Genomic DNA, 25,301 nt, shown 5'->3' with positions numbered 1-25,301 from the left:
CCGCCTCCGTCGAGCGCCCTGAAAGCATAGGGAATGTCATCTTGAAAACAATCCGTCGTCTGATATACATGCCCAGCCGTGGCGCACTCGGTATTGCCGCTTTGCTGCTCACTGCCGCATGTGCTGTGACAGAGCATCAGGAGAGCTCCTCGCGTCATGTCTCCTTCGATGCATATCGGCAGGATACCGTCCAACTGTTACAGCAGCGTCGCAGCTTTCAAGGGGTGGACCACGCTGCGGAAATCGCGTGGAATGCGCCCTACGAATGGCGTCCAACTGGGCAACCCCGCAAAGGCGTGCTGCTGGTTCATGGATTGGGCGATTCTCCTTGGTCTTTTCACGATATCGGTCAGCAACTGGCCGATCAAGGCTTTCTGGTGCGCACGGTATTGCTGCCAGGCCATGGCACGCGTCCAGAGGACATGCTGGATGTGACGCTCGAGGATTGGCGCCGTGTGGTGGCAGAGCAAGTACAGGCGCTAAGCGACGATGTCGATCAGGTCTATCTGGGCGGGTTCTCGACCGGCGCTAATCTGGTCCTCGATTATGCCTATGCCCACCCCGACGTCGAAGGACTGCTGCTGTTTTCGCCCGCCTTTATGTCGAACAGTTCCTTTGACTGGTTGGCACCGCTGATCAGTTGGGCTCGCCCCTGGTTGCTGGCACCGGATAGCGGCCGGCCAATGCAGACCACTGTACGGTACATGACCGTGCCAACGAATGGCTTTGCGCAGTTCTATCGCAGCAGCCGTTCGGTACGGCAGGCGATGCATAGCGCGCCTTATGACAAGCCTGTCCTGATGGTCGTCGCCGAGAATGACTCGGTGCTCGATAGCAATTATTTGTCGAACGTATTCACCACGCATTTCACCCATCCGTCGAGTCGTCTGATCTGGTATGGAAACGAGCGCGACCTGTTTCAACAAGACCCACGGGTGTTGGTCAGGTCGGACTATCTGCCAGAATTGCAGATCAGCCAGTTTTCCCATATGGGTGTATTGTTCTCCCCAGGCAATGATTTGTATGGCGCCAACGGCAGCTTGCGTATGTGCTGGAATGGGCAGGCCGAAGCGGCGCGAGCCGAATGCGAGCAAGGGGCACCTGTCTGGTTCTCTGACTGGGGCTATATTGAGCCGGGAAAGATTCACGCGCGGCTTACCTTCAATCCTTATTTCGATTGGCAGAATCAGATCATGGCCCAAGTTCTGGACGAGTCTGCCAACGAGTTGGCTCAGCAACGTCCATCGGTGCGCACGGCGCTGGATTAGCGTGCTTTTACTAACGTAACGACTGACGCCCCATGGATCGATTTCTCACTTTGCAACTGTTCAATCGAATCGTCGAACTCGGCAGCTTTACCGAAGCCGCGGAAATGCTGAATCTGCCTCGTGCGACTGCGACACACGCCATCAAGCAGATGGAGAGCCGATTAGGGGCACGATTGCTTGATCGCACGACGCGTCACGTCAAGCCGACCCTGGATGGGCAAGCCTTCTATGAGCGGAGCAAGCGTGTCTTGGCCGAGCTCGAGGATGCCGAAGCCTCGCTGAGTACACACATTGCCAATCCGCGTGGCACACTGCGGCTTGACGTGCACGGTGTACATGCGACGATGATTCTGTTGCCGCGTATCGCCGAGTTTCGAGCGCGCTATCCGAATATCGATGTGGTGCTCAGCAGCGGTGATCGCCTGGTCGACTTGGTCAAAGAGGGTATCGACTGCGTAGTGCGGGCGGGCCAGCCGCGCGACTCTACGCTGGTCGCCAGGAAATTGGCGGACCTGCCAGAGATCATCTGCGCCAGTCCGGAATATTTGGATCAGTATGGGACGCCGAAACATCCCAGCGATCTGGAACAGCATCAAGGAATCGGTTTTTTCTCTCGCGGAAATAACTACCGTTACCCGTTCTCGGTGATCATGGACGGAGAGGTGCAAGAATTCGAAGCCAGTGGCTGGATCTCGGTCAGTGATGCCGAATGCTATACGACTGCTGCGCTGGCCGGCTGCGGATTGATCCAGGTGCCTCGGTTTCGATTGGAAGAGCACCTGAAGACCGGCAGGCTGGTCCAAGTCCTGCCGGAATGGCGTTGCCCCGATTTGCCAATTTCCGCCCTCTATCCGTTTCACCGTCAGCTTTCGCCGAGGGTGCGGGTCTTTATCGACTGGGTTCGCGAACTATATGAAGAGAGGTTCGGTGCAGTCCGTGCTCAATGACCTCAGGCAGCGTCGTCGCGTTATTCCAATTTCCCGATATCCTGTACCGCTTTTCTCAATAACGCATCGTCCTCATCCCAATACTTCTGGAATGCATCGGCGTCCAGATAGTCAATAGGGCTGCCTGCCGCCAGGATTTTTGCCTGCACGTCAGGGTCATTTGCCACAGTCTTGGCTGCATCGCGCAATCGTTTGATCACCTCGGCAGGCACATCTTTCGGCACAAAGATGCCTGACCACTGGACGAACTTCACGTCATATCCCTTGTCGGCCAAACTCGGCGTATCGGGCAATGCGTCCAGCGGCTTGTCGCCCCAATGTGCCAAGGGTCGTACCGTGCCTGCCTTGACATGCTGCAGAATGCTGGAGGGGCCGGTGGATATGGCATCGACCTGACCGCCCAGCAATGCCGCTACGGCCGGGCCCGCCCCGGTGTAGGGAACGTGGGTCATCTTGATGTTCGCGTTTTTCTCCAGCATGGCCATGGGCACGTGCATGGAGCCATAGATTCCCGAGCTGCCGTAGTCGACTTTGCCCGGCGCCTGACGGGCGGCTGCGACAAATTCATCGACGGTTTTCCAGGGGGATTTGGCAGACACTACCAGCACGGTTGGGTCCGCGGTGATACGCGCAATGGGCTTGAAGTCCGTGGTGTTGTATGCCGCTTTACGTCCCAGTATCTTGTCGGCCTCGGGCAAAATCGAGATAGACGAAAGCATCAGCAAAATGGTGTAGCCATCCGGTTTGGCGCGTGCCGCCTCTCCGGTGCCAATGGCGCCACCGGCCCCTGCCTTGTTCTCGACGACGACCTGTTGCCCTAGCGCTTTGCCGAGTGCATCGGCAATGGGGCGTGCGACCGTATCGGTCACGCCGCCAGGGGGAAATGGCACGATCATGGTGATCGGGCGTGTTGGGTAGTCGGCCCAGGCCATGCTGGAGGCCATCAGGGTCATGCCGACTGCGAGTGTTTTTAATGTAGTCGTTTTCAATGTTGTCTCCTTCACCGAATGACAAGCCTGCTGCGGGCTTTTTTTCTAATACACTGCCACTCGCACGGCCTATCTAAAGGTATTTTCGAGTGTGCCGATGCCATCGATCTGAATGCGAACGCGGTCACCGGATTTCAAGTAGCGAGGCGGATTGAACCCCATGCCCACGCCGGCAGGTGTGCCAGTCGCGATGATGTCGCCCGGGTAAAGCGATATCCCGCGCGAGCAGGTTTCGATCAACGTAGGCAAGTCGAAAATCAGGTCGCGTGTCTGACCGTCTTGCCGCAATTCGTCATTGACCCAGCAACGCACACGCGTATTGGTGGCATCGAACGCGTCAGCCGTGATCAACCATGGCCCCATGGGACAAAAGGTGTCGAACGACTTGCCCAGGTCCCATTGCTGATGCCGCATCTGCACATCGCGCGCTGTCACGTCGTTGACGATCGTGTATCCCCAGACATGGCTCACCGCATCGGCTTTGCTGATGTTCTTGCCGCCCTTGCCGATTACGACCGCCAGTTCGGCCTCGTAATCGATTTGCTCGGTGATGCCAACGGGCAGGATGACGTCCTCACCATGGGCGATGACCGTTTCGGGTACCTTGGTGAAAACGATGGGCCACGCTGCGGGATCCGCATTGTTGGCCTTGAATACCGAGCCGGAAAGCTCCTTGGCATGTGCATGGTAGTTGCGGCCGACGCAGAAAATATTGCGCCGGGGACGCGGCACAGGGGCGAGCAGCTTTACCGAATCCAGTGGCACTGCGGCAGCTCGGTTCAATGTAGCGAGCCGGGCGGGGTCTGCGAATGCCTGTATCAGGCCTAGGACACCTTGCTCGGTCGTTCCAGGAGGAATATCCAATAATGCCTGCACCGTCAGCGCATCGTCGCTGACAACGCCGACATAGCGTTGTTGATCTTTCGTGTAGGTGGCAATACGCATAGATTTCCTTCGATGGGGTGATGCCGGTGGCCTCATATAAATATGAACCATTTTTGTACCAATATCGTTTATTGGTATGGGAATTTGAGTATATGGTTCTGCAGATTACCGCGCAATCATTCTGGTTGTCGCATAAATTCCAGGAATTGGCCTTTCCCTTTGTGTGGTACCAATTGGTATAAAAATGCTATGCTGTCAGCATTGTTTCCTATGCCCATTCACTTCTCATGACATCAGACGTACTTGTATCGGGCTTGCGTAGTTCCGGAGCGCAAGCTTTGGCTGCCTATCTGCAAGCAGAGATTCGCTCGGGCAAGATTCCCGTCGGCGTGAAGCTACCTGCTGAGCGAGAGTTGAGTCAGCGCTTCAATACATCGAGAGGTTCGGTACGACGTGTATTGGCGGCGTTGAAAGATAGTGGCTGGATTACGCAAACGGTCGGCAGCGGCACATTCGCTGCGCGCCCTGCGCACGACGAATCCGTAGGTGCGGCTGGTGATGGCCTAGTATTGGATCAAACCAGTCCCGCCGAGCTCATGGAAGCCCGCCTACTGATCGAGCCGCTCATGCCGACCCTGATCGTGCGTCATGCTTCGCGCAGCGATTTTTCCCGCATGCATGAATGCCTGGTAAACGGAGAGCGCGCCCAAACGGTGGAAGAGTTCGAGCGGTGGGACGGTGAACTGCACCAGGCATTCGCACTCGCCACGCACAATCACTTCTTTCTTCAAGTGCTGGCGCTCAGTAACCGCGTCCGACAGCAGGATGATTGGGGCAGACTAAAGCGCAATTCGCTCACGCCGAAACGCCGCGCGGAGTATGAGCGTCAACATCGCGCTATCGTTGCGGCGCTGGAAGACCGCGACGCGGAAACCGCACGCGAGGCGCTGGTTGCGCATCTGGTGCAGATTCAGAAAAATCTGTTTGATCCGCCTCAAGCGGACTGAGCGCAGATTGCTACAGCATTTCCACCCTGCCTGGCGCAGTTTCAGTCTACGGCATTGAAGGCATCGCTATATTGCACGATACCTGCAGGTACTGGCCCCTGCAGGGCCAACGCCATGAAATACGCCGGGGGTACCCCCGGCAACTGCAGGTTCGAATAGCACTGAAAACCAAAGCGCGTGTAATACGCCGGCTCGCCCAGCACTACGCAGCCGGCGGCTTTGCATGTCCGGAGTTCCGTCAGCGCTTGTTTGATCAGCTGCGAGCCGAGGCCTTGTCCTTGCTTGGCCGGCAACACAGAGATCGGCCCCAGCCCGTACCAGTCGGATGTCTCATGGCCGTGATCATCGGTGATGGTGACGGGCGACAGCGCGACATGACCGACGACTTGGCCTTGTTCCTCGGCGACCAGTGAAAGCGTCAATTGGCTGTTCGCTCGCAGCGCACGCACGATAAATTGCTCGGTATGGCTCGTGTGAGCCGCATCGGCAAAGGCGGCGATGGTGACTGCGTCGATAGCGGCGATATCGTCTGGTATTTCGTGTCGGATCTGGACGGTCATGGGGTGTCGCTCTCAGCTACTGGGGCATATCGGAAATGAATCTCGCGTTCTGACCCTACTGTAGCAACATACTCGCACGGTGTATGCGCCGTGCATCAGAAATTCATTGTCGCCGAGAGCATCAGTGCGCGTCCTTCGCTCACATTCAATGTACCGGCGCCTGGGTATGTGGTCCAGAAACTCTTGTTGAACACATTGCGCAGATTCGCCCTCAGGGTGATCGGATAGCCGCCTGAATGTTCCAGCACGTAGCGCGCCCCGAGGTCCACCGTGGTCCATGGCTTGATGGACTGGGTATTGGCGGCATCAACATATTGCCGGCTGGCATGCATCACGCGCGAAGTCAGTGTCAGCCCGGTGACAAACGGTGTATCCCACTCCACACCTAGTGTGAAGTGATGGCGCGATGTGCCGGGTGCTGTTTTGCCATCATTGACACCGCCTGCGGTGTGAGTGAGTTTCGCATCCAGCAGCATGTATCCGCCCAGCACACGCAGGCCACGCCACGGCTCGCCTGCCACGTTGAGTTCTATGCCGCGATTACGTTGCTCGCCATCGCCATTCATAGTATTGGAGATGGGATCGACAATGGCTGATGCTTGTTCGATCTGGAACGCAGACAGTGTTGTGCTGAGATTTCCCCAATCGACCTTGACGCCAGCTTCGTACTGTTTTGAGAGGTACGGTTCCAGCACTTCGTTGGCATTGGCATAGCTCGCGCCAACGACGGCGCCTTGTTGCATGCCTTCGATGTAGCTCGCGTATAGCGAAACGTCGTCTGCCGGTTTGACAACCAGGCCAACCATGGGCGTGTACGCTGTCTTGTCATAGCGTGACGTGCGTTCGTTGGTCGCGATGTTGTAGTTGTCCGCCATGATTCTTTGCTTGCGCACTCCCACTGTCAATTGGGCGCGCTCATCCAGGATTGAGAGCGTGTCCGACAGCGCGTAACCTGATAGCACCGTTCTGCTGATGCGGTTGCGCGAGGGAGGATCCATGTCAGGTTTGTCCAGGAAAACAGGATCATAAATGTTGGATTTGATGGAGCCCAGCGTTATCGTTCCGGCGCTCGTGCGATCGGCTTTGTAGCCATTCACACTGAAGCTGAGGTCATGCCGCACGGGGCCGGTATCCAGCCGTGCGCGCAGTCCGGCTTCGCCGACGGTGCGTTCGATCCCGGTGAAATTCATGCGGCTGGTACTGAGGAAATCCCCGTTCTCTTGCAATTGCGTGCCGAAATCGAGGGCTTGTTTCCAATCGGTATTGCTACGGCCGACGCTGGCGTATGCGGTCAATCGTGTATTGATGTCGAACTCGCCGCGCAGCATGCCGTAGAGATCCTCGGTGTCGACGAAATTCCATGGCGACATAAAGCTCTTGTCGGCCGATGGCGGATTCGGGACGGACTGTCCGACGGCCGGCGCAATGGTGCTGTTCGCCCGGTCAGTGTGCATATTCTGGTAGCCCACATCCGCCGACAGACGGAACCGATCGCCGCGATAGTCCACACCCAGGGTAAAGGTACCGAGCCGTTGCGATTGCTGATCGACCGAGGTATCGCCGTCCCGATACATGGCGTTCAGGCGAATGCCGACACGATTTTCCGGCCCGAAACGGCGGCCAATATCTATATGGCCGCCGAACTGCGAATCGGATAAATAGCTGGCCGTGAATGACGTCAATGGGGTATCCCCGGCGCGCTTGGACACCAGGTTAATCGCCCCACCCGTACCGCTGGGCGACATGCCGTTCAGGAATGCGGTGGGACCCTTGATGACTTCTACGCGTTCGATACCTGTCAGCGTGGTCTGGTTATTCGGCGCTAAACCAAACAAACCGTTAAAGCCGACCGATCCGTTACCCAGCAAGAGTCCGCGCACCGTAAATGTATTGGCGTAACTGGCATTCGTCGGATCGACATTCAGAATGGCGGGGTCGTTGGTAACGATGTCGGCCACGCTCTGCGCTTGTTGATCCTCAATCGTTTGCAGGGTATAGCTGTTTACGGAGAACGGGATATCCATGATGTCCCGATCACCCAGCACGCCCATCCCGGCGCCGCGTGCTATCTGCCCGCCGGCATAGGGTGCGGGCAAGTCCGGACGGCCCCCGCTGGCGCCGACGACGGTGACCACCGGCAGTTCTGCAGCGCCACCCGTAGTGGGGCGCTGGCGCAATGAGTAACTGCCGTCCGGGCGCACAACCGATTCCAATTGTGTACCCGCCAATAACACCGACAAGGCTTGCGGCACGCTGTAGCGACCCTGTAACCCTGCCGTCTGTTTGCCCGCCACCAGCGCGCTATCGAACATCAGCAGGATTCCCGCCTCGTTACCGAAACGCGTTAGAGCCGGACCCAACTCACCGGGCGGCAGGTTGTAGGCAGCCTCGGCAGCTTGAGCGTACACCGGGACCACAAGCCACGTCGTCGCGAGCCCGGCAACGGTTCCGGTGAGCATCGCGCAATATGAGCGACGAACGAGGTGCCGTCCAACAAGGGCGCGCGGGGTGCGCAATAGCGATCTGTTCAGCTTGCCAGGGGTCATTCGACGTCCTTGAATCAGGTAGAAAATGAGGCTTCTATCTGTAAGGCCGAACGAAAAACGCAAACAGCTCACATAATTCAAAAAAAAACGGCGTCACGACGGACGCGCCCGCAGCGTGACCCAATAATTCGTATAGCGCCGAACGTCGACGGGCAGCTCATACTCCAGCGCGCGCAGAATCCGATCCGTATCCGCGAGCGGAAATGTTCCCGAGACCAGGAGCGAGGCGATCTCGTCTTCGCAACCCAAATGGCCGCGCCGATACCGGGATAGTTCATGCAGGAATTGGCGCAAGGGCATTTGCGTGGCCACCAGCATGCCGCGCGCCCAGGAGGCACTGGTATCCTGGGCGGGGCCGGCTGGAATGACGTGCATGCCGTCAAAGCGCGCGCGGAAACCGGCGTGTACGACTTCAGCTACAGAATCGGTACGCGTGGCACGAATCTCTACCGCGCCCTCATACACCTGCAGTTCACTATCGCCGCCATCTTGCCGTACCAAAAAACGCGTTCCCAGGGCACGTAATGTCCCATGGGCGGTTTCTACCAAAAAGGCGCGGGCGCGAGGCGCGACATCTGCGGTGGTCGTCACCAGAATTTCCCCATGCAATAGCACCAGCCTGCGCTCATTCGAGTCATAGCGCACATTGATGGCCGTGCCTGTATTCAACACGACCTTGGAGCCGTCTGGCAGCGTCAGGTGGCGAGATTCCCCGATCCGAGTGGACTCGTCGGCGCGCCAGTCGACCCAAGGCGCTAAACGCACTGTCGCTATGCCTGCGCCTGTTACGCCCGCCAGCAGCAATAGTGTCTTGATCGCTTGGCGCCGACCGGTTCCCTGGGGCGTCAATAGCGTTGCTTGCAGCAGCGGCTCAGGGACATCATGCAGTTGTCCCGTCACCGCCTGCACACGTTGCCACGCGCGCTCGTGTTCCGGATTCGCTCTGCGCCACTCCAGACATGCCTGGCGCAGCGACGCCGGAGCGCCCTCGGACTGTAGATCGACCCACCATTGGGATGCCCGGCGCACGAGGCGCGGGTCCAGGGCAGAGTGAGAGGACGAGGTCATATTGAGGTCACTGCAGCAGGCAGCACTGCGTGAGTCCGCGCACGATATGGCGTTTCACTGTCGCGATAGAGATACCTAGCTCGGTGGCGATACGTGCGTGTGTCCATCCACTGAGTTGCGACAGCAGAAACGCCCGCCGCACCGCCGACGGTAATTGCTCAAGCAATGCGTCCAGGGCGTTCAGCGCCTCTAATTGCAGCGCCCGTGTCTCCGGTGAGGGTTGCAATGGTTCCGGCAGTTGCTGCAACGCCTCCAGATAGCGTTGTTCCAGAAGCTGACGCCGGCGAAAGTCACACACCAGTCCGTTGGCGATGGTCGCGAGATAAGAACGCGGTTCGCGAATGTTGACAGGTTCGCTCTTGCTGAGGATTCGGACAAACGTGTCCTGAGCCAAATCCGCCGCATGGTGCACGCAACCTAGTTTGCTGCGTAGCCACTTTTGCAGCCAGAGGTGATTCTCGGCGTACAAATCCTCGATAGCGTGGATATCGGGTAGGGGGCCGGCAGGCATGGCAGAGGAGGGCAGGATGGAAATGGTAATAATAACCATTTTCATGAATATGGGCATCCATTTGCGCAGCAGTGAGCGCGATCTTGAACCTGGATGGAGCCCTGACTGCCTAGAATGTGGCGCGAGTCGTCAGCAAGACGGTTCGCGGCGCGCCCAGCAGCCACGTCGAGTCTGACCCGGACACGGCATAGTCGCGATCGGCCAGATTCTTGACCGTCAGCATGAAGCTCAGGTTGGACGAGTATTCGTACGTCAGCGCCGCATCCACAACGGTGTAGCTCGGCAGCCAACGGGAATTTGCTGCATTGGTTGGCCGGTCGCCGACATAGCGCACGCCCGCACCGATCTTCCACTGCGGCGCAAACTGCCATGTCGTCCAGAGATTGGCCATGCGTTCGGGGACGCCCGTGGGCACATTGCCGCTGCGCGAGACCTGTGCGTCGGAAGCCAATTCACTGAAGTCATCATAACGCGCACGGAGCAGCGCAATGTTTGCATCGATGGTCCAACCCGGGAAGGGCTCTGCCGCGAAGGCCAGCTCGATGCCGGTAGAGGACTGCCGGCCAACCTGTTGCGCGATTGTGGGATCGTCCGGATCGCGTGAAAGCAGGTCGCGCTTTTCGATACGGTAGACTGCAGCAGTCCATTGCCCCCGGATTGATGGCAATAACCCTTTGATACCGGCCTCGACCTGATGTCCGCGAGTCAGATCCAGATCCGTTGCGCCACCGGGCAACGAGAGCGCCCCGCTCAGAGGATCCGTACCCGTGGAATACTGTCCGTATAAGGACAGCGTTTCGTTTGGCGCCCACACGATACCGATCCGGCCAGTGGTGGGATCGTAGGTTTTGCCTTGATGCACGCCCGTGCGCAGGTTGTTGTCGTCGAGCCGCATATGCTCGTGGCGCAGGCCGCCCACCAGCTTCCATTCGGGCGTCAGGTCCAGTGCGTTCTCGAGAAAAAAGGCGGTAGTCTGCAGTTTGGCACGACGCCCTCGCGTGGTGGAATCAGGACTGCTAAAGTCTCCTCGCTCGAAATCATAGGGATCCACGACGCTGCTGCCGCCATATGGCGAATTGTTTGAATGCAGCAGGGTGGTGCGATACCAGTCGATACCGACGACCAGCTGATTTGGCAGTCTCCCGATATTGCCATTGAGCGTCATATCGAACCGATTACCCGTTTGTTCCTGGTTGTGCAGGATCTCTAGATAGTCTTCACGAATGATCGAAGTGCCGGCGGTGTCGAATCCATAGGACTCCGCGTTGCGCCAGTGGCGTTTGGACGTCAAGTAGTACGTCTCGTTGCGCAATTGCAGGTTGGGGCTGACGTCATATTCCACTTTGGCGCGCCAAATGCGGTCGTCGTAATGCACCACGGCGTCGGAGACGTTGTAGTTCATGCGTTTCAGGCTGTCGTCGAAGTTGCCATCGCGCAATGGTGTTCCGAAATACCGCGCATCGTCATTGACGCCGCCATCGAGGGAAAAGGTCGCCTTCAATCGGGACGTCGGTTTTACCGAAAGCGCCAATGCGTAGTTGCGTCGTTGGACGTCTTCCAGTGCGCGGTATCCGTCGCTGCGCTCGCCATCGACATAGATCGAATACGCGACCATATCGTTGACAGGTCCGCGCAGGCCGACGCCACCCTGCACTACGCCATACGAGCCTACTCCCAGAAAGGCCTCGCGCTGCGTTTCATCCCAGATCGGTTTCTTGGTGACGTAGTTCACCGCCGCGCCGATCGCTCCATCTCCGTAGAGCACCGACGCTGGTCCGCGCAGGACCTCTACGGATTCGAGCGGCCAAGTGGAAAAGGGATAGGTAACGGTTCCCGCGGCGACGACTTGGCGCGTGCCATCGACGAGTTGCGCGATCGAACTATGACCGACAAAGCCTCTGGCCACCAAGGAAGTGCCCCCATTGCCCGGCGAAGGGGCTTCCGTGATGCCCGGCATGCGTATCGCGGCATCCTGCGCGCGCGTGAGACCGCGGTCTGCCATTTCGACACTGTTCATGACACTGATGCTGGCAGGTGTTTCCAGCGGCGACAAGCCTAGCCTCGATCCGACCTGCTCTGGAATATCTAATCCCAGTGAGCTGCCCGGCGCGACGTATACGCCTTGGACTTCGACCGGCGCCAGTGTTGCCGCCGGGGTTGCGCCCTCTTGAGCCAAAGCTACGCTGCTGCCGAGCAGCGCGGCAATACCGATGATTCGCATGACTATGTATTGTTGTTGTGACGGCGCCATGGCCGCAGCTGTATCGGACCTTAGTGCGAGGACACCAGGGCCTGCGTCAGACCACGTTCGAGTACCTCGCGGGGCAGTCGGCGGCCGATGAAGACAAGTCGGCTTTCACGGGCTTCGCCTGGTTTCCATGGCGCTCCGGGTTCCGAGCCCACCATCATGTGTACGCCCTGCAATACCATGCGCCGGCTCGAGCCCTTCACCGACAGCACGCCCTTGTAGCGCAGCAGGTCATTGCCGTAGACCTGAACCAGGCCGCCAAAGAAATCTTCCAGCAATAAAGGGTCAAACGGTTTCTTGGATTCAAAGACGAAGCTGCCGACATCGTCATCGTGCTCGTGGTCCGTATCGGTCAAAAATTCCGGTTCGATTTCGAGGATGGCATTCAGGTTGAAACCACGGATGTCCAGAATCTCAGCAATCGCCGTTTCGCCAAAATGGACGCGAGAGATCGGTGCCCGTGCATTCATACGGCGCAGCCGTTGCTCCAGGCCCTCTGCGTCCTGGGAGTCAACGAGATCAGTCTTCGATAGCAGGATTCGATCAGCAAAGCCGACCTGTTCTTGCGCCTCATGATGCTCGTCCAACTGTTGGGGGGCATGCTTGGCATCGACAACCGTGACGATAGCGTCGAGTAAATAGGCCTCGGCAATCTCATCGTCGACGAAGAATGTCTGCGCCACTGGTGCGGGGTCGGCCAAGCCAGTCGTTTCGATGATGACACGTTCGAACGCTGCCTCGCCTGCTGCCTGCCGTCGCGCCAAATCCCCCAATATGCGGACCAGGTCGCCACGCACAGTGCAGCATATGCAACCATTGTTCATCTCGATAATCTGCTCGTTGGCTTCTTGGACGATCAGCTCGTTGTCGATCCCGGTTTCGCCAAATTCATTTTCGATCACCGCGATGCGGTGGCCGTGGTTCTCTTGCAGGATGCGGTTGAGCAGGGTGGTTTTGCCGCTGCCGAGAAAACCGGTAAGGATGGTGACTGGGATTTGCGCCATGGTCAGGCCTCGATAGGTCAGGAGATACAGAAACGCCGCGCCATTACGCTGCGGCCAGCAGAAAAAGCGAGCTGGCTGGCGATTGGTCGCCGCATACGTTGTCCAAATTGATATGTTATAACATAACATCATTTGGATGATCGGCTGCCTGGGTCGGAGCTCTATTGCGGATAACGCAATGAGCCGCTCTTCATTAGCGGAAGGCGCTCTTTTAAACGCGACATGTCATTTTCAGGTCGGTATAAACTGGGTCGAAAGCCAGCCGCCCTGATTGCTGTGGGGGCGGCACTCGTACCACACTTAGGAGAGAGAACATGCCCAGTCTGTTGCCCGACGTTGACCCGGACGGTTTGCTGGAATACTCGGTGGTGTACACCGATCGTGCCGTCAATCACATGTCGAACGCTTTCCAGGGCGTGATGAAAGACATTTCAAGAGTGTTGAAGCAAACCTACAACGCCTCGGCCGCCATCGTTGTGCCCGGCAGCGGCACCTTTGGCATGGAGGCTGTCGCACGTCAATTTGCCACCAACAAGCGTTGCCTGGTCATCCGTAATGGTTGGTTCAGCTATCGTTGGACGCAGATCTTCGATATGGGAAGCATTCCCTCGGAATCGGTAGTGCTCAAGGCGCGTCCCGTCAGCGCTGGCAGGCAGGCGCCTTTTGCGCCTGCGCCGGTGGACGAGGTCGTGGCGGCCATCAAACAACACAAACCCGATCTGGTATTCGCCCCGCACGTCGAGACCGCATCAGGCATCATCCTGCCCGACGATTACCTGCGCAAAGTCGCCGACGCCGTGCACGCCGAGGGCGGACTCTTTGTGCTGGACTGTATTGCGTCGGGCGCCATATGGGTCGACATGAAGGCGGCCGGCGTTGATATCCTGATCAGCGCTCCGCAGAAGGGCTGGTCGGCATCGGCATGCTGCGGCCTGGTCATGTTGGGCGAAACTGCGCGTCAGCGTATTGGCGACACTGTCAGTACCAGCTTTGCGGCTGATTTGCGTAAATGGCTGCAAATCATGGAGGCGTACGAAGGCGGCGGACATGCCTACCATGCGACCTTACCGACGGATTCATTGACGGTTTTGCGCGATGCGATGTTGGAACTCGAGGCCTATGGCGTCGATAAAGTCCGCGCGGAACAGCAGGCGCTGGGCGACGCCGTGCGTGCGTTGTTGCGGGAAAAGGGCTTTAAAAGCGTGGCGGCCGATGGTTTTGCTGCGCCCGGCGTTGTCGTGAGTTATACCGATGATGACGGCATCCATTCGACTCGCAAATTCGCTGCGGTAGGTATACAGGCGGCCGCGGGTGTGCCGTTGCAGTGCGACGAACCCAGTGACTTCAAGACGTTCCGGTTGGGGTTGTTCGGTTTGGACAAGCTGCACAATCTGGACCGTACCGTGGGGAGTTTGAAGCGGGCGTTGGATGCCATGTCGTGATGGCGCTTTAACCGTACGGTGATGAGCACGACGAGCCTGCTGGAAAACCGCTTTCCAGCAGGACGGCGCGGTCCGGCCCAGGTATAAAACGACGCAAGTTTGTCCAATTTCGCTGTAACGCGCTCGTTGTGGACCGCCAGGCCGAGTGATGAAATGAAGATCCGTTGTCAGATTGTTAACTCACTCGGAGCATTCGTTCATGACCGAAACTATCGCCGGTATCCACATCCCGGACAGTGCTATCGCACGCGCCGCCACTCAACTCGTTCGCGACACGGAGGATGATCTTCTCTATCACCACAGTCGGCGAGTGTTCTGTTGGGGGGCGTTGACTGGGGAGCGTCGTGGCCTGGATTTTGATCCGGAGCTGCTGTATCTGGGTGCCATGTTTCACGATATGGGGCTGGCAAAAACATATTCCAGTCCCGATTTGCGCTTTGAGGTTGATGGTGCGAACGCCGCGCGCGACTTCATGAAGAGCTATGGCGTTTCCGAACGCGACATCGAAGATGTCTGGACGGCGATCGCATTACATACGACACCAGGAATCCCCGAGCATATGCGACCCACCGTTGCCCTGGTAACGGCTGGGGTAGAAATGGATGTGCTCGGCATTGCTTATAACGATTTCACTCATGACCAGCGCGAGCACGTATGTAAGTGTCATCCGCGCGGGCTGAACTTTAAAGAAAATATCATTGATCATTTTGCGGACGGCATACGCCATAAGCCGCTGACGACGTTCGGCAACGTGAAAGCTGATGTGCTCGAGCTCAAGGACCAGAGCTACCAGAGAATGAATTTCTGCTCAATTATTCGAGGCTCAGCCTGGCCAAGCTGACCTAATGGGCTAGGCGCTCCTCGAACGCCGAGTGTATACCGAGAATCAGGGCGCGCGGCAGATCTGCTTTCTCCACGACGCGTTCGAGGCAGGCTTCACTCATTGTCTGAAGCTGGCGCGATACTGCGCAGGCGTCACGCCTAGCCGTTCCTTGAAAACAATGCGCATGCGATCCGCAGCGCCGAAACCGCAGGCATAGGCGACTGACTTCAGAGGGCTATCGCTTGCTTCCAGTATCGTGCGCGCAGCATCGACACGTATGCGTTGTATAAATTCGTGCGGCGTAACGCCGGTTTCCTGTATGAAATGCCGAGTGAGATTACGGGGGCTCATCGATACCTCAGCCGCCAGCGACGCAAGGGTGTGTCGTTTTTGAATGTCTGCCGTGATTAACGTCTGGATCCGCGCCACGGGCGAGTCTGGATCCTGAGTTGCAGTCAGGAAGGGACTGAATTGCGATTGGCCGCCCTGACGCTGTGCCACCACGACCAACCGCTTGGCCACTGCCAGGGCAATGTCGCGCCCATGGAATTCGCGGATGAGCGCGAGTGTCATGTCTATCCCGGCCGTGACACCGGCGGACGTGATCAGGCGGCCGTCGCGGATGTAGATGGCATCGGCTTCGACGTTTGACCCGGGAAACATGGTTGCCAATTTCCCTGCGTTCTGCCAGTGTGTCGTGACGCGATGTTGTTCGAGCAGTCCTGCGTGGCCCAAGATAAAGGCGCCGGTGCAGATAGAACCATAGAGCTCGGCATGGCTTGCCGCTCGTCGCAGCCACTCGTTGAGCTGAAGGTCCGGCGCCGCGTCTGGCAATGCAGGCCCGCCAGCGACTAGCACGATATCGAACGGCCGCGAGGCTTCGCCAAACGTCATATCTGCGATCAACCGCATTCGATTGGAAGCATGAAGGGGAGCTCGACTAGCCGCAACGAGGACTATTTCATACCGGTCCTCATCTTTCAAATGGCCATTGGCCTCATGAAATGTGTCGACCGGGCCTGCAACATCCAACGCCTGTACGCCCTCGTGAATGACGATAGCGACCGATCTGTTTTTCACCTTGCGCTCCTTGCGTTGCATATTTTTATCCGGGCGGCACTGTTGTTCCGGGATGCTCTTACTTGCTGCGCTTGACCATCGCACGGATGGTTTCCGCCAACTCGTCCTGCGCTTGTTGTTCGCTGATGTCTCCGACGACGGCCGCCTGAGAAAGCGCATCGGCGGCCCCAAGCATCGCCCATAGACTGGTCTGCGACACGCCTTGCGTACCAGAAAAAGGTGCAAGGATCTGCTTGCACTTTTCGATGAATGCCAGTTGGTACTGGCGCTTGACCACAGCGAGTTCTGCAGAGCCGCTGAGGGCTGCGAGCAGTTCTGGAATCTCGCGCCCCTGGGTCAGCACGCAATTAACGTAGCTGGCGGCGATAACGCGCGCCTTTTCGTTCAAGCTCGGTTTGCTCGCGGCAATTGCCGCATCAATCAGCGCAGTCTGGCGGATATCGTAATCCTCATAGAGCGCGGCCAACAGCCCATTGCGCGTACCGAAGTGGTCATAGGCCACGGGCTTGGTCACCCCGGCTTCCGCAGCCAGCCGTCCCAGTGTTAGCGCATCTGTGCCTTCGTCGCTGATCAGTTTCCACGACACATCCAGCAGTTGGCGCAGCCGCGCTTCCTTGGATAGGCGGCGAGGCGCAGCCGACGCGGCCCGGCGTGGTGGGGATTCCTGTGAACGATTTTTCATATCTCGATCGCCTCTGCCTCTGTAGCGGTATGGGAAGCGAAAATCCCATTACCGATTGCTCGCGCCATATCGAGGTGCGCCGCGGGGAATCCGGCATCGGACGCAAGCAGCAACTCCGACGTCGCAACACGCGCACCACAATAGCCGAAGATCCCGTGGTCGATTTGAGTCTTCATCGCATCGGAGTACCCGTGCCGGGAATATGTGCGCCGGCTGGCGCCGCCCAGTCCGATCAGATGTATTGGCAGGCGATGCAGTTTCTTGACGAGCTTGCCATCTGCGTCTTCCTCATACGCCCAGCCCTGGGTGAATACTCGGTCGATCCATCCTTTGAGCAATGCAGGGAAAGACCACCAATACACAGGATAGGCCAATACCAGAGCGTCCGCGCGGTCGATACGTGCGTGCTCTGCCGCGACATCAGGCGAGGGCGCCGCTTCCTTCAAATGCAGGGCTACGTCCGCCTCGGTAAACCGCGGGTCAAAGCCCTCTGCGGCCAGGTCGGCGATTTCGAAAGTGTTCTGAGGGTTTGACGCGGTGATGCCCTCTGCTATCCGGGCGGCGACCGCATGGGTCAGCGATGCTGGGTCGGGATGTGCGACGACGATAAGGGCATGCATGGTTGGTTACTCCATCGGAAGTTAACCTACCGATAGTAACCTACTAATAGTAGGTTTTGTTTTTTATTTGATGGAGCGTGAAATTGAGCGTTGTATTGACGGGAAAGGGGTACGGGATCGTTTGCTAGTGCATGCTTGGGAGCACGCCTAGTTTTCGAGTATTTCTTGGCGCATCGCATTTCATCCGGTTTTGGCGCGATCTGAAAAAATCTTGTCCCGTTTCGTCAATCGACTTTAATCAGGGCTCCTAAAGTGTTCGCAACTTAGCCAACACCGTGCGCTACGCGCGGATAGGAGTCCGTTATGAACGATCAAAACAAGATCCAACCCTGGCAATGGCCGGAACAGGAATGGCGGCGTTTAGTCAGCCGCGTCAGAGCAGGGCGGCGGCTACGTCCCCAGAAATGGAAAAACGGCGCACAACTAGCTATCGCGTTGGCCTTCGACTCAGATCATGAGACCAACGAACTGCGCGACGGTGGTCGCTCGATCAACCGTCTTGCGTGGGGCCAGTACGGCCACCGAGTCGGCGTCCCTCGTATCTTGGATCTGCTGGAAAAACACGCGATCCCAGCCAGTTTCTATGTCCCGGCCGTAACAGCGTTGCTATACCCCGAAGAGCAGAGAAAGGTAATCGCAGCCGGACACGAGATCGGCATCCATGGCTGGATCCACGAGTTGAACTCCAATCTCAGCATGGAGGACGAGCGGAGCCTGATGCTGCGCTCGCTTGACGCGTTGGAAAAGGTGACGGGAAAGCGCCCCACGGGCTTTCGTTCGCCCTCGGCAGATTTCTCCGAAAACACACTGCAACTGTTGCGTGAGTTAGGCATTTCGTACGATTCGTCACTGGCAGCCGATGACGATTGCTACGAGCTGGAGATGCACGGAGAGGCCACCGGCATCGTCGAGATTCCCTTCGATTGGGTGCGCGATGATGCGGTCTATTTCCTGATGCATCGGTTCCAGGGGCTGCGACCCTACACCCCGCCCGCCGATGTGTTTGACATCTTCAAGCGTGAATTGGACGCCGCCTATACAGAAGGCGGTCTGTTCGAACTCACCATGCATCCGCATGTAATTACCAACCGATCTCGGATCTGGATTCTGGACGAGTTAATCAAGTACGCCAAGACGCTGCCGGGCGGAGTGTGGTTTGCGCGGCATGACGAGATCGTTGCCTATGTATTGGCGAACGGGGAAAAACAATGACATCAGCTTTGCGAGTCTTTGTAGCGGGGTTCAAGCACGAAACCAACACCTTTGCTGCGCACTTGGCCGATTGGGCCGCATTCGAGCGTGGAGAGAGCTTTCCGCCTCCCACTCATGGCGAGCTCATGCTTGACATGGTGATGAAGGTCGAGATTTCGGCGACAGGCTTTGCACGCCAAGCGCAACAGCGCGGCTGGACCTTGGTGCCTAGCCTGTGGTGTGGGGCGGTGCCTTCTTCTTATGTTACCGATGAGGCATTTGAACGTATTTGTGAAACTATCGTGGCTGACGCGGAGCGTATGGAATACGACGCGATTTATCTCGAATTGCATGGCGCGGCAATGGCGCAATCGTTCGACGATGCGGAGGGTGAGCTACTGACACGCATTCGTCGAGTGGTAGGTCCGTCAGTTCCTATTGTGGTCAGTCTGGATCTGCATGCGAACGTCACAAAGGCCATGCTTGAACAGGCGGATGGCCTGGTTGCGTTTCGTACATACCCGCACATTGATTACGTGAAAACCGGCGAGCGTGCCGCAGAGTTGCTGGACCGGTATCTGCGCAACGGCGCGCGTGAAAAGCTCCGCGTAGAACGGTTACCCTATCTGATTCCGGTTAATTCTCAAGGCACCGCATCCGACCCGGCAAAAGGCGCCTATGAGTTGTTGAGCGACATCGACGAACGCTTAGGCACGATGACCAGTTTTTGCATGGGATTTCCGTCTTCGGATTTCGAAGAGTGCGCTCCCGTGTTGTGGTCTCATGGTGATCGTGCGGAGGAAGCCATCGCGACCTTGCTAAAGCGGATCGCGGAACCTGAGCAATGGCGCTTGAAGGCACTGAAAGCAAGGGAGGCTGTCATCTCCGGCCTGGAGCGCGCCGCGTCAGCTCGCCGCGCTATTGTGATCGCTGATACACAAGACAATCCTGGCATTGGCGGCACCAGTTCGACAACCGGAATGTTGCACGCGTTGCTGGATGCCAAGGCTGGCGAGGTGTTTCCAGGGCGCGTAACGCTAGGCGTGCTCTATGATCCTCAGGCCGCTGCTGCCGCGCACCGAGCAGGAGTCGGACAGACGCTGGAAATCCAACTCGGCGAATCTGTAGAGACGCCGACAGGGCCGAGCGAACCTCCCGTTTCCGGGACATTCCGTATCCTGGCTTTGTCAGACGGCGTGACGACGTTCAAGGGGCCCAAGATGACCGGCTTTCAAACTCGGCTCGGTCCTAGCGCCTGTTTGGAAATCGATGGCGTGTTGATTGTCGTGGCGAGCGGCCGGATCGGGGCCCAGGACCGCGAGCTTTTCCGGATGGTGGGTATCAACCCGGAGGAAATGAAGATTATCGTCGTCAAGAGCACGCAGCATTTCCGTGCCGATTTCGAAGCAGTCGTGGAAACCCCTGACACCGATATTCTGTATGCTTTGGCGCCCGGTATGCTGGCGGCCGATCCGGGTGATCTGCCATGGAAAAAGCTTTCCCATGCCACGCGGGTTCGCCCCTGAAGTCTCTGCGTAGTCTGCGCCCCTATGGACCACGGTCTTGATTCCCTGCGATACCGATATCGTGGTCGTCCGAATCAGTGATTCCCCCAATATGACTTGCCCCAATCCGACAAGTGCATGTCCCATTCTGACAAGAGTGTTTTGGCAACTGGATCACTATGGCGCCTAAGCGCAGCCAATTACTCCAGACAGGTACGAAACATAAAATCGGAAGATAGGTTGCGTCCTCACAAGAAACAAGAACGCTGGTCCTAACCAACATCTCGAGGGCGAAATGTCTACACAAACACCCGCGGTCAATGCGGCCGCTCACCAAGCGTTGTCGAATACGACGACGCGGCGCAGTATCGCGAGCGTACGCACGATTCTGGCGCCAGTGATGGGCAACGTATTGGAGTGGTACGACTTTGCCGTCTACGCATTCGTTGCGGGCCTGATCGCAAAGAACTTCTTTCCATCCAGCGATCCTGCAACGGCCTTGTTGGCGTCGTTTGCCGTATTCGGCGTTGGGTTTGTCGCCCGCCCTCTGGGCAGTATTGTCATCGGCCGCATTGGCGATACCCGCGGCCGCAAGGCTGCGCTGTTACTGACCGTCTATATGATGGCTGCGGGCACGCTGCTGTTGGCGATACTGCCTACGTACGCAAGCGCGGGCATCATCGCGCCGGCACTACTGGTGTTGGCGCGTTTGCTACAGGGGTTCTCGGCAGGTGGTGAATGGAGTGGGGCGATCAGCTTCATCGTCGAATGGGCGCCAGAACGACGTCGCGGCCTGTACGGCAGCCTGCACATGGTCGGTGTCGTTGGCGGCCTGTTGTTGGGATCCGGTGTGGCCGCTGTGCTCAATTCACTATTAACGCCTGAAGAAATGCTCGAGTGGGGATGGCGCATGCCCTTTATCATCGGCTGCGTCATCGGACCCTTTGCACTGTGGATGCGCAGATCCATCGACGAGACGCCCGCTTTCGAGCAAGCGGCGGCGTTGCAAGAGCGTCCTGTCCCCATGCTGCAGGATGGCGCGGGGTTCAAGCTGTCGGTCAGAGCATGTGGCATGTCGGTGCTGTCCAATGTCAGCTTCTACATACTGTTGTTCTACATGCCTACGTGGGTGACATCGAATCTGCAGGTGACGGCATCCGAGGCATTGTGGGCTAATACCGTGGGACTATTGCTGCTGGCGGCGCTGACGCCAGTGTTTGGCCAGATATCCGATCTGATAGGCCGCAAGACCGTCCTGATGTTTTCCTGCGTATTTGCATTGCTCGCCTCTTACCCGGCTTTTAACCATCTGGTGTCTTTGACGCCCGCAACATTAAAAGACCTGCTGATGGTGCAATGCATATTCTCGGTGATCCTCGCGGCCATCGCGGGTGGATTGCCAACGACGTTGGTCGAGATGTTCCCGACTCGCAATCGCACGACTTGGATGAGTATCGGCTACGGCGTATCGGTGACGTTATTTGGAGGCTTCGCGCCGTTCGTAGCGGTATGGTTGATCCAGAAGTTCGAGACGCCGATTGCACCCGTTTACTACCTGATGGGCGGTGCATTGTTGTCAGGCATAGTCACACTTTTCGCGCGAGAAACCGCCTTTGCCAAACTGAAGTGATCGCCGGCAAGGACATGCCTGTGCAGCGCAGGCCGATCGCAGCCGCAAATCTATTATGATTCGTACTGCCATCGGCCTCGTCGGTTGGGGAATAAGCAATGGAAGCGCGAAACAGAAGAACGATCCGCAGCGCCACGCTGGTAGGTTTTCCCGACGCAGCCCGCGCGGTGGGATTGGACCCCGCAAAGATGTTGACCAGCGTGGGCCTGGATATCGCCTGCATGGAGGATCTGGAAACCCAGATTTCCTTCGACGCATTCCTCAAACTTCTGGCCGAGTGTGCTCGAGTGTCCGGTTGTCCAGACTTCGCGACACGCGCTGCAATTCAACGCGGCATGCCCAACCTGGGCGAGGTTACGCTGTTGATGCGAGAGGCCGAGACTGTTGAGCAAGCGATCAATTTCTATACATCCCATTTGACCTTGCATGCCGATGGGACCTTTATCCAGCTGGATAAGCGGTTTCAGAATCCGCTGGTAGTGATAGAGATCTCGGCACGCACTCGAGAAGAGTCCTTTCAATGCACCCAATTCGCATTGGTGGGCGTTACGATGCTGGTGCGCTGGTTGTTGGGCACAGACTTCCAACCCGACATGATTGCTCTGGCATTCGCCAAGCCGCCAAATATGCGGGTATTTCAGCGATTCTTTAAGTGTCCGGTGCAATACAAACAGGTCTTGTCCGGGCTCGTCATTAATGAAAGCATCCTGCAGCGCACGCCGGTGACCTCATCCCCGTTTCTGAGGCGCTTGGCCATGCAACAGCTGACGCCCATCATGAAACGTTCGGTGACCAGCTTTTCGAACAAGGTGGAGCGCCAGATCAGAAAGATGTTGGACGAGGGCAGCTGTGATGCGGAATCGTTGGCCGCCCATTTCAACATGGACCGCCGGACGATGAGTCGGCATTTGTCGCATGAGAAGGCCACCTTCTCACGCATACTCCAGTGCGTGCGGGCGGATATCGCGTCTAGGGCGTTGGCGGAAACTAGCAGTTCGCTGGCTATGATTGCAGACCAGACCGGGTTTGAAAGCCTGAGTTCGTTTTCCCGGTGGTTTCAGAGTTCGTTCGGCTGCAGCGCCAGCCAATGGCGCAGTCAACAGACTGCACGAGAGTCTGAGGAGTCCTGATCACAGGATAACCAACGCTGGCCGATGTCTTCCAAGGTCACGAGCCCAGCTTCGCCCTCAAGTAGCGTTCGACGTCGATCGTCTCATAGCTGTGTCGGGCATTGAAGGTCTGGGACTTTTCCCACCACATCCCATCGCCCAAGGCGAACGCCGCCCGATAGCGTGTCATCACGTCATCAGGAGTTTGGGCCAGATCGGTTCGCAATTTTTCCAGAGTCCATACGGTCTTCTCAAAAGCTCGACCCGTGACGCGTTCAATCACTTCTGCCAACCGCCCATATGAGATCGTGTCACCAGCGACGTAGACGACTTCGTTGGTAATCCTTGGCTCGGCCAGCAGGATCTCTGTGGTGAGCAAACCGATATCCTCGGGAGTGGTCACGGTGACTTTTGTTTCCCAACTGCCCAGGCCGTGAATGGTCTTTCGTTCCAGATTCACGACATCGAACGCCGGCTCAAACAGGAAACTCGTGAACATTCCCGTCGACACGATCACCCACTCTGTGTCTTGTTGGCTGCGCAACAATTGCCGCACCGCATATTGTTCGTCGAATACGGGCTGCCCGCTTCCATTGCCAACGACGTCATAGTCGACGCCGAACTGCCACGGGAAATAGCGCCTGACCTTCGCTGTCAACACGGCTCTGCTGATCTTTAACTGCGTGCCAGGGCCAGCCACGAAACCCGAGCAATTCAAGACTGTGTCGTAGCTCTCAAAAAGCGTCGACAGCGATGCCTCGTCAGCCGCCAGGTCAAAGCCTATGACCTCGATGCCCAGACCGCGAAGCTCAGCGAGCGTTTCGGTATCTCGCGCCGATGGGTGATTGACCGTATTCGGAGATACCAGGGCAGTCACCGATATCTGCGAGCTGTGGGCACGAGGACCGAGCGCGCGCAACACCGCTATCCCGAGCTGACCAGCCCCCAGAACAAGCACGCGCTGCCGCTTGGGTTCACTACGATTCATTAGAGGATTCCTTAATAAAATCGATGTAATCGCCGTAGCCGAACATACGAATCCGAATGGAACTAAGAGGTTTCAATGATTCGGATTTTCGACAAATGCCTTTTTTTCCCGAGATTTCGGGATGCATGGACTGATGATGAGCCAAAACGAGGTGGCGATAAAGCCTGGCTAGAAAAATTAATAATTTGAATTAATGCAATAATATTCGGCCCTGTCTACGTCATTGCAACGCGCGAACGTTCTCCGGACTCGCCATGCCATGACCACATCGAGGAGCGGCATCGCATGGATCGACTACAGGCCATGGAAACCTTCGTGCGAGTGATCGAGGCTGGCAGTTTCAAGAACGCTGCCGACACAATGCAGGTGCTGCCTTCCACCGTGACGCGCACGATCAAGGAACTCGAATCGCATCTTGGCGTGCGACTGCTGAACAGAACGACGCGCGCGCTGAGCGTCACAGATGCCGGCCTGCGTTATTACGATGGCTGTAAGGCGCTCTTGCGGGATGTGCAGTTGACAGAGGAAATGGCCGCGCAGCATTCAGGCGTGCTGCGTGGATCCATCAGGATAGGCACCACCCCTACGTTAGCCAAGAATTTCATCATTCCTGTCTTGCGGGACTTTACGGATCGCTATCCCGCAATCGACGTAGATTTCCATCTGTCCGATGCCACCGTAGACATCGTCCAGCAGGGTATCGATTGCGTCATCAGGACCGGAACGCCGCAGCCATCGCGACTGGTCGCGCGGCGCATAGGACAATTTCATTGGTACCTATGCGGCTCACCGGATTACCTCAAGCGGCATGGCATGCCCACTAGGGTCGCTGCGCTGAAGAAACATACGGCCGTGGGGTACATAGGCAGCCGTTCTGGTCGTGCCACCAGTTGGACTCTCCGCGAGGGTTCGCAGATCATCACGGTTCCGATTGCGAGCCGCATCAGCGTGAACGATACTGATGCTTATGTCGCAGCCGGTGTGGCTGGCTTTGGCTTGATCCGTGTCGCGAGCTATATGGTGCGCCAGCATATCGCGGAGGGTCGGCTGATCAGGCTGCTGGAGCATGCCGAAGCGTCGACCGAGCCCATTTCCATTCTGTATCCTCAGAGCCGTCATCTTTCTCCAGCCATTCGCGCGTTCATTGACTGGTGCACCGGGATCATTGCAAAGGAAGCCGCGGACTGGTAGAGGTTGA

22 protein-coding genes are annotated in these 25,301 nt (G+C 57.5%); 10 read left to right on the top strand and 12 right to left on the bottom strand.

The window, feature by feature from the left end; genetic code table 11:
• Positions 1-41: 41 nt before the first annotated feature.
• Both ACYVIT_RS20920 and ACYVIT_RS20915 read left to right on the top strand, forming a co-directional pair.
• Positions 42-1,268, top strand: coding sequence for an alpha/beta hydrolase (locus tag ACYVIT_RS20920; protein WP_415804403.1), 1,227 nt, complete (start codon positions 42-44; stop codon positions 1,266-1,268).
• 32 nt (positions 1,269-1,300) lie between these two features.
• The gene (locus ACYVIT_RS20915) at positions 1,301-2,215 is read left to right on the top strand and encodes a LysR family transcriptional regulator (protein ID WP_415804402.1); all 915 of its coding nucleotides are present in this window, start codon (positions 1,301-1,303) and stop codon (positions 2,213-2,215) included.
• 20 nt (positions 2,216-2,235) lie between these two features.
• Here the strand turns inward: ACYVIT_RS20915 and ACYVIT_RS20910 are convergent, their stop codons facing one another.
• Together ACYVIT_RS20910 and ACYVIT_RS20905 are read right to left on the bottom strand one after the other, a co-directional pair.
• Positions 2,236-3,204, bottom strand: coding sequence for a Bug family tripartite tricarboxylate transporter substrate binding protein (locus ACYVIT_RS20910; protein ID WP_415804401.1), 969 nt, complete (start codon positions 3,202-3,204; stop codon positions 2,236-2,238).
• Between the two features lie 69 nt (positions 3,205-3,273).
• Positions 3,274-4,149, bottom strand: a complete 876-nt coding sequence (locus ACYVIT_RS20905; protein WP_415804400.1) for a fumarylacetoacetate hydrolase family protein — start codon at positions 4,147-4,149, stop codon at positions 3,274-3,276.
• Positions 4,150-4,376: 227 nt separating this feature from the next.
• On the opposite strand from ACYVIT_RS20905, the gene ACYVIT_RS20900 reads away from it, so the two are divergent.
• A complete protein-coding gene (locus tag ACYVIT_RS20900) occupies positions 4,377-5,096 on the top strand; it encodes a FadR/GntR family transcriptional regulator (RefSeq protein WP_415804398.1) in 720 nt (239 codons plus the stop codon).
• A gap of 41 nt (positions 5,097-5,137) precedes the next feature.
• Here the strand turns inward: ACYVIT_RS20900 and ACYVIT_RS20895 are convergent, their stop codons facing one another.
• From ACYVIT_RS20895 to ACYVIT_RS20870, 6 genes are all read right to left on the bottom strand, one after another.
• On the bottom strand, positions 5,138-5,656 hold the full coding sequence (locus ACYVIT_RS20895) for a GNAT family N-acetyltransferase (RefSeq protein ID WP_415804396.1): 519 nt from the start codon (positions 5,654-5,656) through the stop codon (positions 5,138-5,140).
• A 95-nt stretch (positions 5,657-5,751) separates the two neighbouring features.
• Entirely contained in the window at positions 5,752-8,115 is a 2,364-nt protein-coding gene (locus ACYVIT_RS20890) for a TonB-dependent siderophore receptor (protein ID WP_415804395.1), read from the bottom strand.
• A gap of 180 nt (positions 8,116-8,295) precedes the next feature.
• Positions 8,296-9,270, bottom strand: a complete 975-nt coding sequence (locus ACYVIT_RS20885; RefSeq protein ID WP_415804394.1) for a FecR domain-containing protein — start codon at positions 9,268-9,270, stop codon at positions 8,296-8,298.
• Between the two features lie 7 nt (positions 9,271-9,277).
• Complete coding sequence (locus ACYVIT_RS20880) at positions 9,278-9,826, bottom strand: sigma-70 family RNA polymerase sigma factor (protein ID WP_415804393.1); 549 nt, start codon at positions 9,824-9,826, stop codon at positions 9,278-9,280.
• Between the two features lie 64 nt (positions 9,827-9,890).
• A complete protein-coding gene (locus ACYVIT_RS20875) occupies positions 9,891-12,002 on the bottom strand; it encodes a TonB-dependent receptor (protein WP_415804392.1) in 2,112 nt (703 codons plus the stop codon).
• 50 nt (positions 12,003-12,052) lie between these two features.
• Positions 12,053-13,033: a CobW family GTP-binding protein gene (locus ACYVIT_RS20870; protein ID WP_415804391.1), complete on the bottom strand. Its 981-nt coding sequence runs from the start codon at positions 13,031-13,033 to the stop codon at positions 12,053-12,055.
• Positions 13,034-13,347: 314 nt separating this feature from the next.
• On the opposite strand from ACYVIT_RS20870, the gene ACYVIT_RS20865 reads away from it, so the two are divergent.
• Positions 13,348-14,475, top strand: coding sequence for an aminotransferase class V-fold PLP-dependent enzyme (locus ACYVIT_RS20865; RefSeq protein ID WP_415804390.1), 1,128 nt, complete (start codon positions 13,348-13,350; stop codon positions 14,473-14,475).
• A gap of 199 nt (positions 14,476-14,674) precedes the next feature.
• Complete coding sequence (locus tag ACYVIT_RS20860; RefSeq protein WP_415804389.1) at positions 14,675-15,316, top strand: HD domain-containing protein; 642 nt, start codon at positions 14,675-14,677, stop codon at positions 15,314-15,316.
• Between the two features lie 99 nt (positions 15,317-15,415).
• Here the strand turns inward: ACYVIT_RS20860 and ACYVIT_RS20855 are convergent, their stop codons facing one another.
• Genes ACYVIT_RS20855 through ACYVIT_RS20845 form a run of 3 tightly spaced genes read right to left on the bottom strand, consistent with a single transcriptional unit; the run spans position 15,416 to position 17,680 of the window.
• Entirely contained in the window at positions 15,416-16,378 is a 963-nt protein-coding gene (locus ACYVIT_RS20855) for a GlxA family transcriptional regulator (RefSeq protein WP_415804388.1), read from the bottom strand.
• 58 nt (positions 16,379-16,436) lie between these two features.
• Positions 16,437-17,060: a TetR/AcrR family transcriptional regulator gene (locus ACYVIT_RS20850; protein WP_415804387.1), complete on the bottom strand. Its 624-nt coding sequence runs from the start codon at positions 17,058-17,060 to the stop codon at positions 16,437-16,439.
• Positions 17,057-17,680 (bottom strand): NAD(P)H-dependent oxidoreductase, encoded by a 624-nt coding sequence (locus tag ACYVIT_RS20845; RefSeq protein WP_415804386.1) that lies wholly within the window; start codon positions 17,678-17,680, stop codon positions 17,057-17,059. Before ACYVIT_RS20845 ends, ACYVIT_RS20850 begins: the two co-directional genes overlap by 4 nt.
• Positions 17,681-17,983: 303 nt before the next feature.
• On the opposite strand from ACYVIT_RS20845, the gene ACYVIT_RS20840 reads away from it, so the two are divergent.
• The 4 genes from ACYVIT_RS20840 (at position 17,984) to ACYVIT_RS20825 (ending at position 23,136) form a co-directional block, all read left to right on the top strand.
• On the top strand, positions 17,984-18,892 hold the full coding sequence (locus ACYVIT_RS20840) for a polysaccharide deacetylase family protein (protein ID WP_415804385.1): 909 nt from the start codon (positions 17,984-17,986) through the stop codon (positions 18,890-18,892).
• Positions 18,889-20,397: a M81 family metallopeptidase gene (locus ACYVIT_RS20835; RefSeq protein WP_415804384.1), complete on the top strand. Its 1,509-nt coding sequence runs from the start codon at positions 18,889-18,891 to the stop codon at positions 20,395-20,397. The genes ACYVIT_RS20840 and ACYVIT_RS20835 overlap by 4 nt, the downstream gene beginning before the upstream one ends.
• Positions 20,398-20,671: 274 nt before the next feature.
• Positions 20,672-22,006: an MFS transporter gene (locus ACYVIT_RS20830; protein WP_415804383.1), complete on the top strand. Its 1,335-nt coding sequence runs from the start codon at positions 20,672-20,674 to the stop codon at positions 22,004-22,006.
• 98 nt (positions 22,007-22,104) lie between these two features.
• Positions 22,105-23,136 (top strand): AraC family transcriptional regulator, encoded by a 1,032-nt coding sequence (locus ACYVIT_RS20825; RefSeq protein WP_415804382.1) that lies wholly within the window; start codon positions 22,105-22,107, stop codon positions 23,134-23,136.
• A gap of 37 nt (positions 23,137-23,173) precedes the next feature.
• Here the strand turns inward: ACYVIT_RS20825 and ACYVIT_RS20820 are convergent, their stop codons facing one another.
• The gene (locus ACYVIT_RS20820; protein ID WP_415804381.1) at positions 23,174-24,103 is read right to left on the bottom strand and encodes an aromatic alcohol reductase; all 930 of its coding nucleotides are present in this window, start codon (positions 24,101-24,103) and stop codon (positions 23,174-23,176) included.
• 285 nt (positions 24,104-24,388) lie between these two features.
• On the opposite strand from ACYVIT_RS20820, the gene ACYVIT_RS20815 reads away from it, so the two are divergent.
• Positions 24,389-25,294 carry a LysR substrate-binding domain-containing protein gene (locus ACYVIT_RS20815; RefSeq protein WP_415804380.1) on the top strand — a complete coding sequence of 302 codons (906 nt, stop codon included), beginning with the start codon at positions 24,389-24,391 and terminating at the stop codon, positions 25,292-25,294.
• The last annotated feature ends 7 nt before the right edge of the window (positions 25,295-25,301 follow it).

The sequence above is a fragment of the Bordetella muralis genome (genome assembly GCF_054781015.1).
This window is presented reverse-complemented; position numbering and strand designations above follow the sequence as displayed.

Coding starts and splice junctions, on each gene's coding strand:
- ACYVIT_RS20835 (WP_415804384.1), top strand. CDS start 18,889: ATGACATCAGCTTTGCGAGTCTTTGTAGCGGGGTTCAAGCACGAAACC.
- ACYVIT_RS20825 (WP_415804382.1), top strand. CDS start 22,105: ATGGAAGCGCGAAACAGAAGAACGATCCGCAGCGCCACGCTGGTAGGT.
- ACYVIT_RS20865 (WP_415804390.1), top strand. CDS start 13,348: ATGCCCAGTCTGTTGCCCGACGTTGACCCGGACGGTTTGCTGGAATAC.
- ACYVIT_RS20880 (WP_415804393.1), bottom strand. CDS start 9,826: ATGAAAATGGTTATTATTACCATTTCCATCCTGCCCTCCTCTGCCATG.
- ACYVIT_RS20905 (WP_415804400.1), bottom strand. CDS start 4,149: ATGCGTATTGCCACCTACACGAAAGATCAACAACGCTATGTCGGCGTT.
- ACYVIT_RS20815 (WP_415804380.1), top strand. CDS start 24,389: ATGGATCGACTACAGGCCATGGAAACCTTCGTGCGAGTGATCGAGGCT.
- ACYVIT_RS20840 (WP_415804385.1), top strand. CDS start 17,984: ATGAACGATCAAAACAAGATCCAACCCTGGCAATGGCCGGAACAGGAA.
- ACYVIT_RS20820 (WP_415804381.1), bottom strand. CDS start 24,103: ATGAATCGTAGTGAACCCAAGCGGCAGCGCGTGCTTGTTCTGGGGGCT.
- ACYVIT_RS20860 (WP_415804389.1), top strand. CDS start 14,675: ATGACCGAAACTATCGCCGGTATCCACATCCCGGACAGTGCTATCGCA.
- ACYVIT_RS20890 (WP_415804395.1), bottom strand. CDS start 8,115: ATGCTCACCGGAACCGTTGCCGGGCTCGCGACGACGTGGCTTGTGGTC.
- ACYVIT_RS20830 (WP_415804383.1), top strand. CDS start 20,672: ATGTCTACACAAACACCCGCGGTCAATGCGGCCGCTCACCAAGCGTTG.
- ACYVIT_RS20875 (WP_415804392.1), bottom strand. CDS start 12,002: ATGCGAATCATCGGTATTGCCGCGCTGCTCGGCAGCAGCGTAGCTTTG.
- ACYVIT_RS20900 (WP_415804398.1), top strand. CDS start 4,377: ATGACATCAGACGTACTTGTATCGGGCTTGCGTAGTTCCGGAGCGCAA.
- ACYVIT_RS20850 (WP_415804387.1), bottom strand. CDS start 17,060: ATGAAAAATCGTTCACAGGAATCCCCACCACGCCGGGCCGCGTCGGCT.
- ACYVIT_RS20885 (WP_415804394.1), bottom strand. CDS start 9,270: ATGACCTCGTCCTCTCACTCTGCCCTGGACCCGCGCCTCGTGCGCCGG.
- ACYVIT_RS20915 (WP_415804402.1), top strand. CDS start 1,301: ATGGATCGATTTCTCACTTTGCAACTGTTCAATCGAATCGTCGAACTC.
- ACYVIT_RS20845 (WP_415804386.1), bottom strand. CDS start 17,680: ATGCATGCCCTTATCGTCGTCGCACATCCCGACCCAGCATCGCTGACC.
- ACYVIT_RS20870 (WP_415804391.1), bottom strand. CDS start 13,033: ATGGCGCAAATCCCAGTCACCATCCTTACCGGTTTTCTCGGCAGCGGC.
- ACYVIT_RS20895 (WP_415804396.1), bottom strand. CDS start 5,656: ATGACCGTCCAGATCCGACACGAAATACCAGACGATATCGCCGCTATC.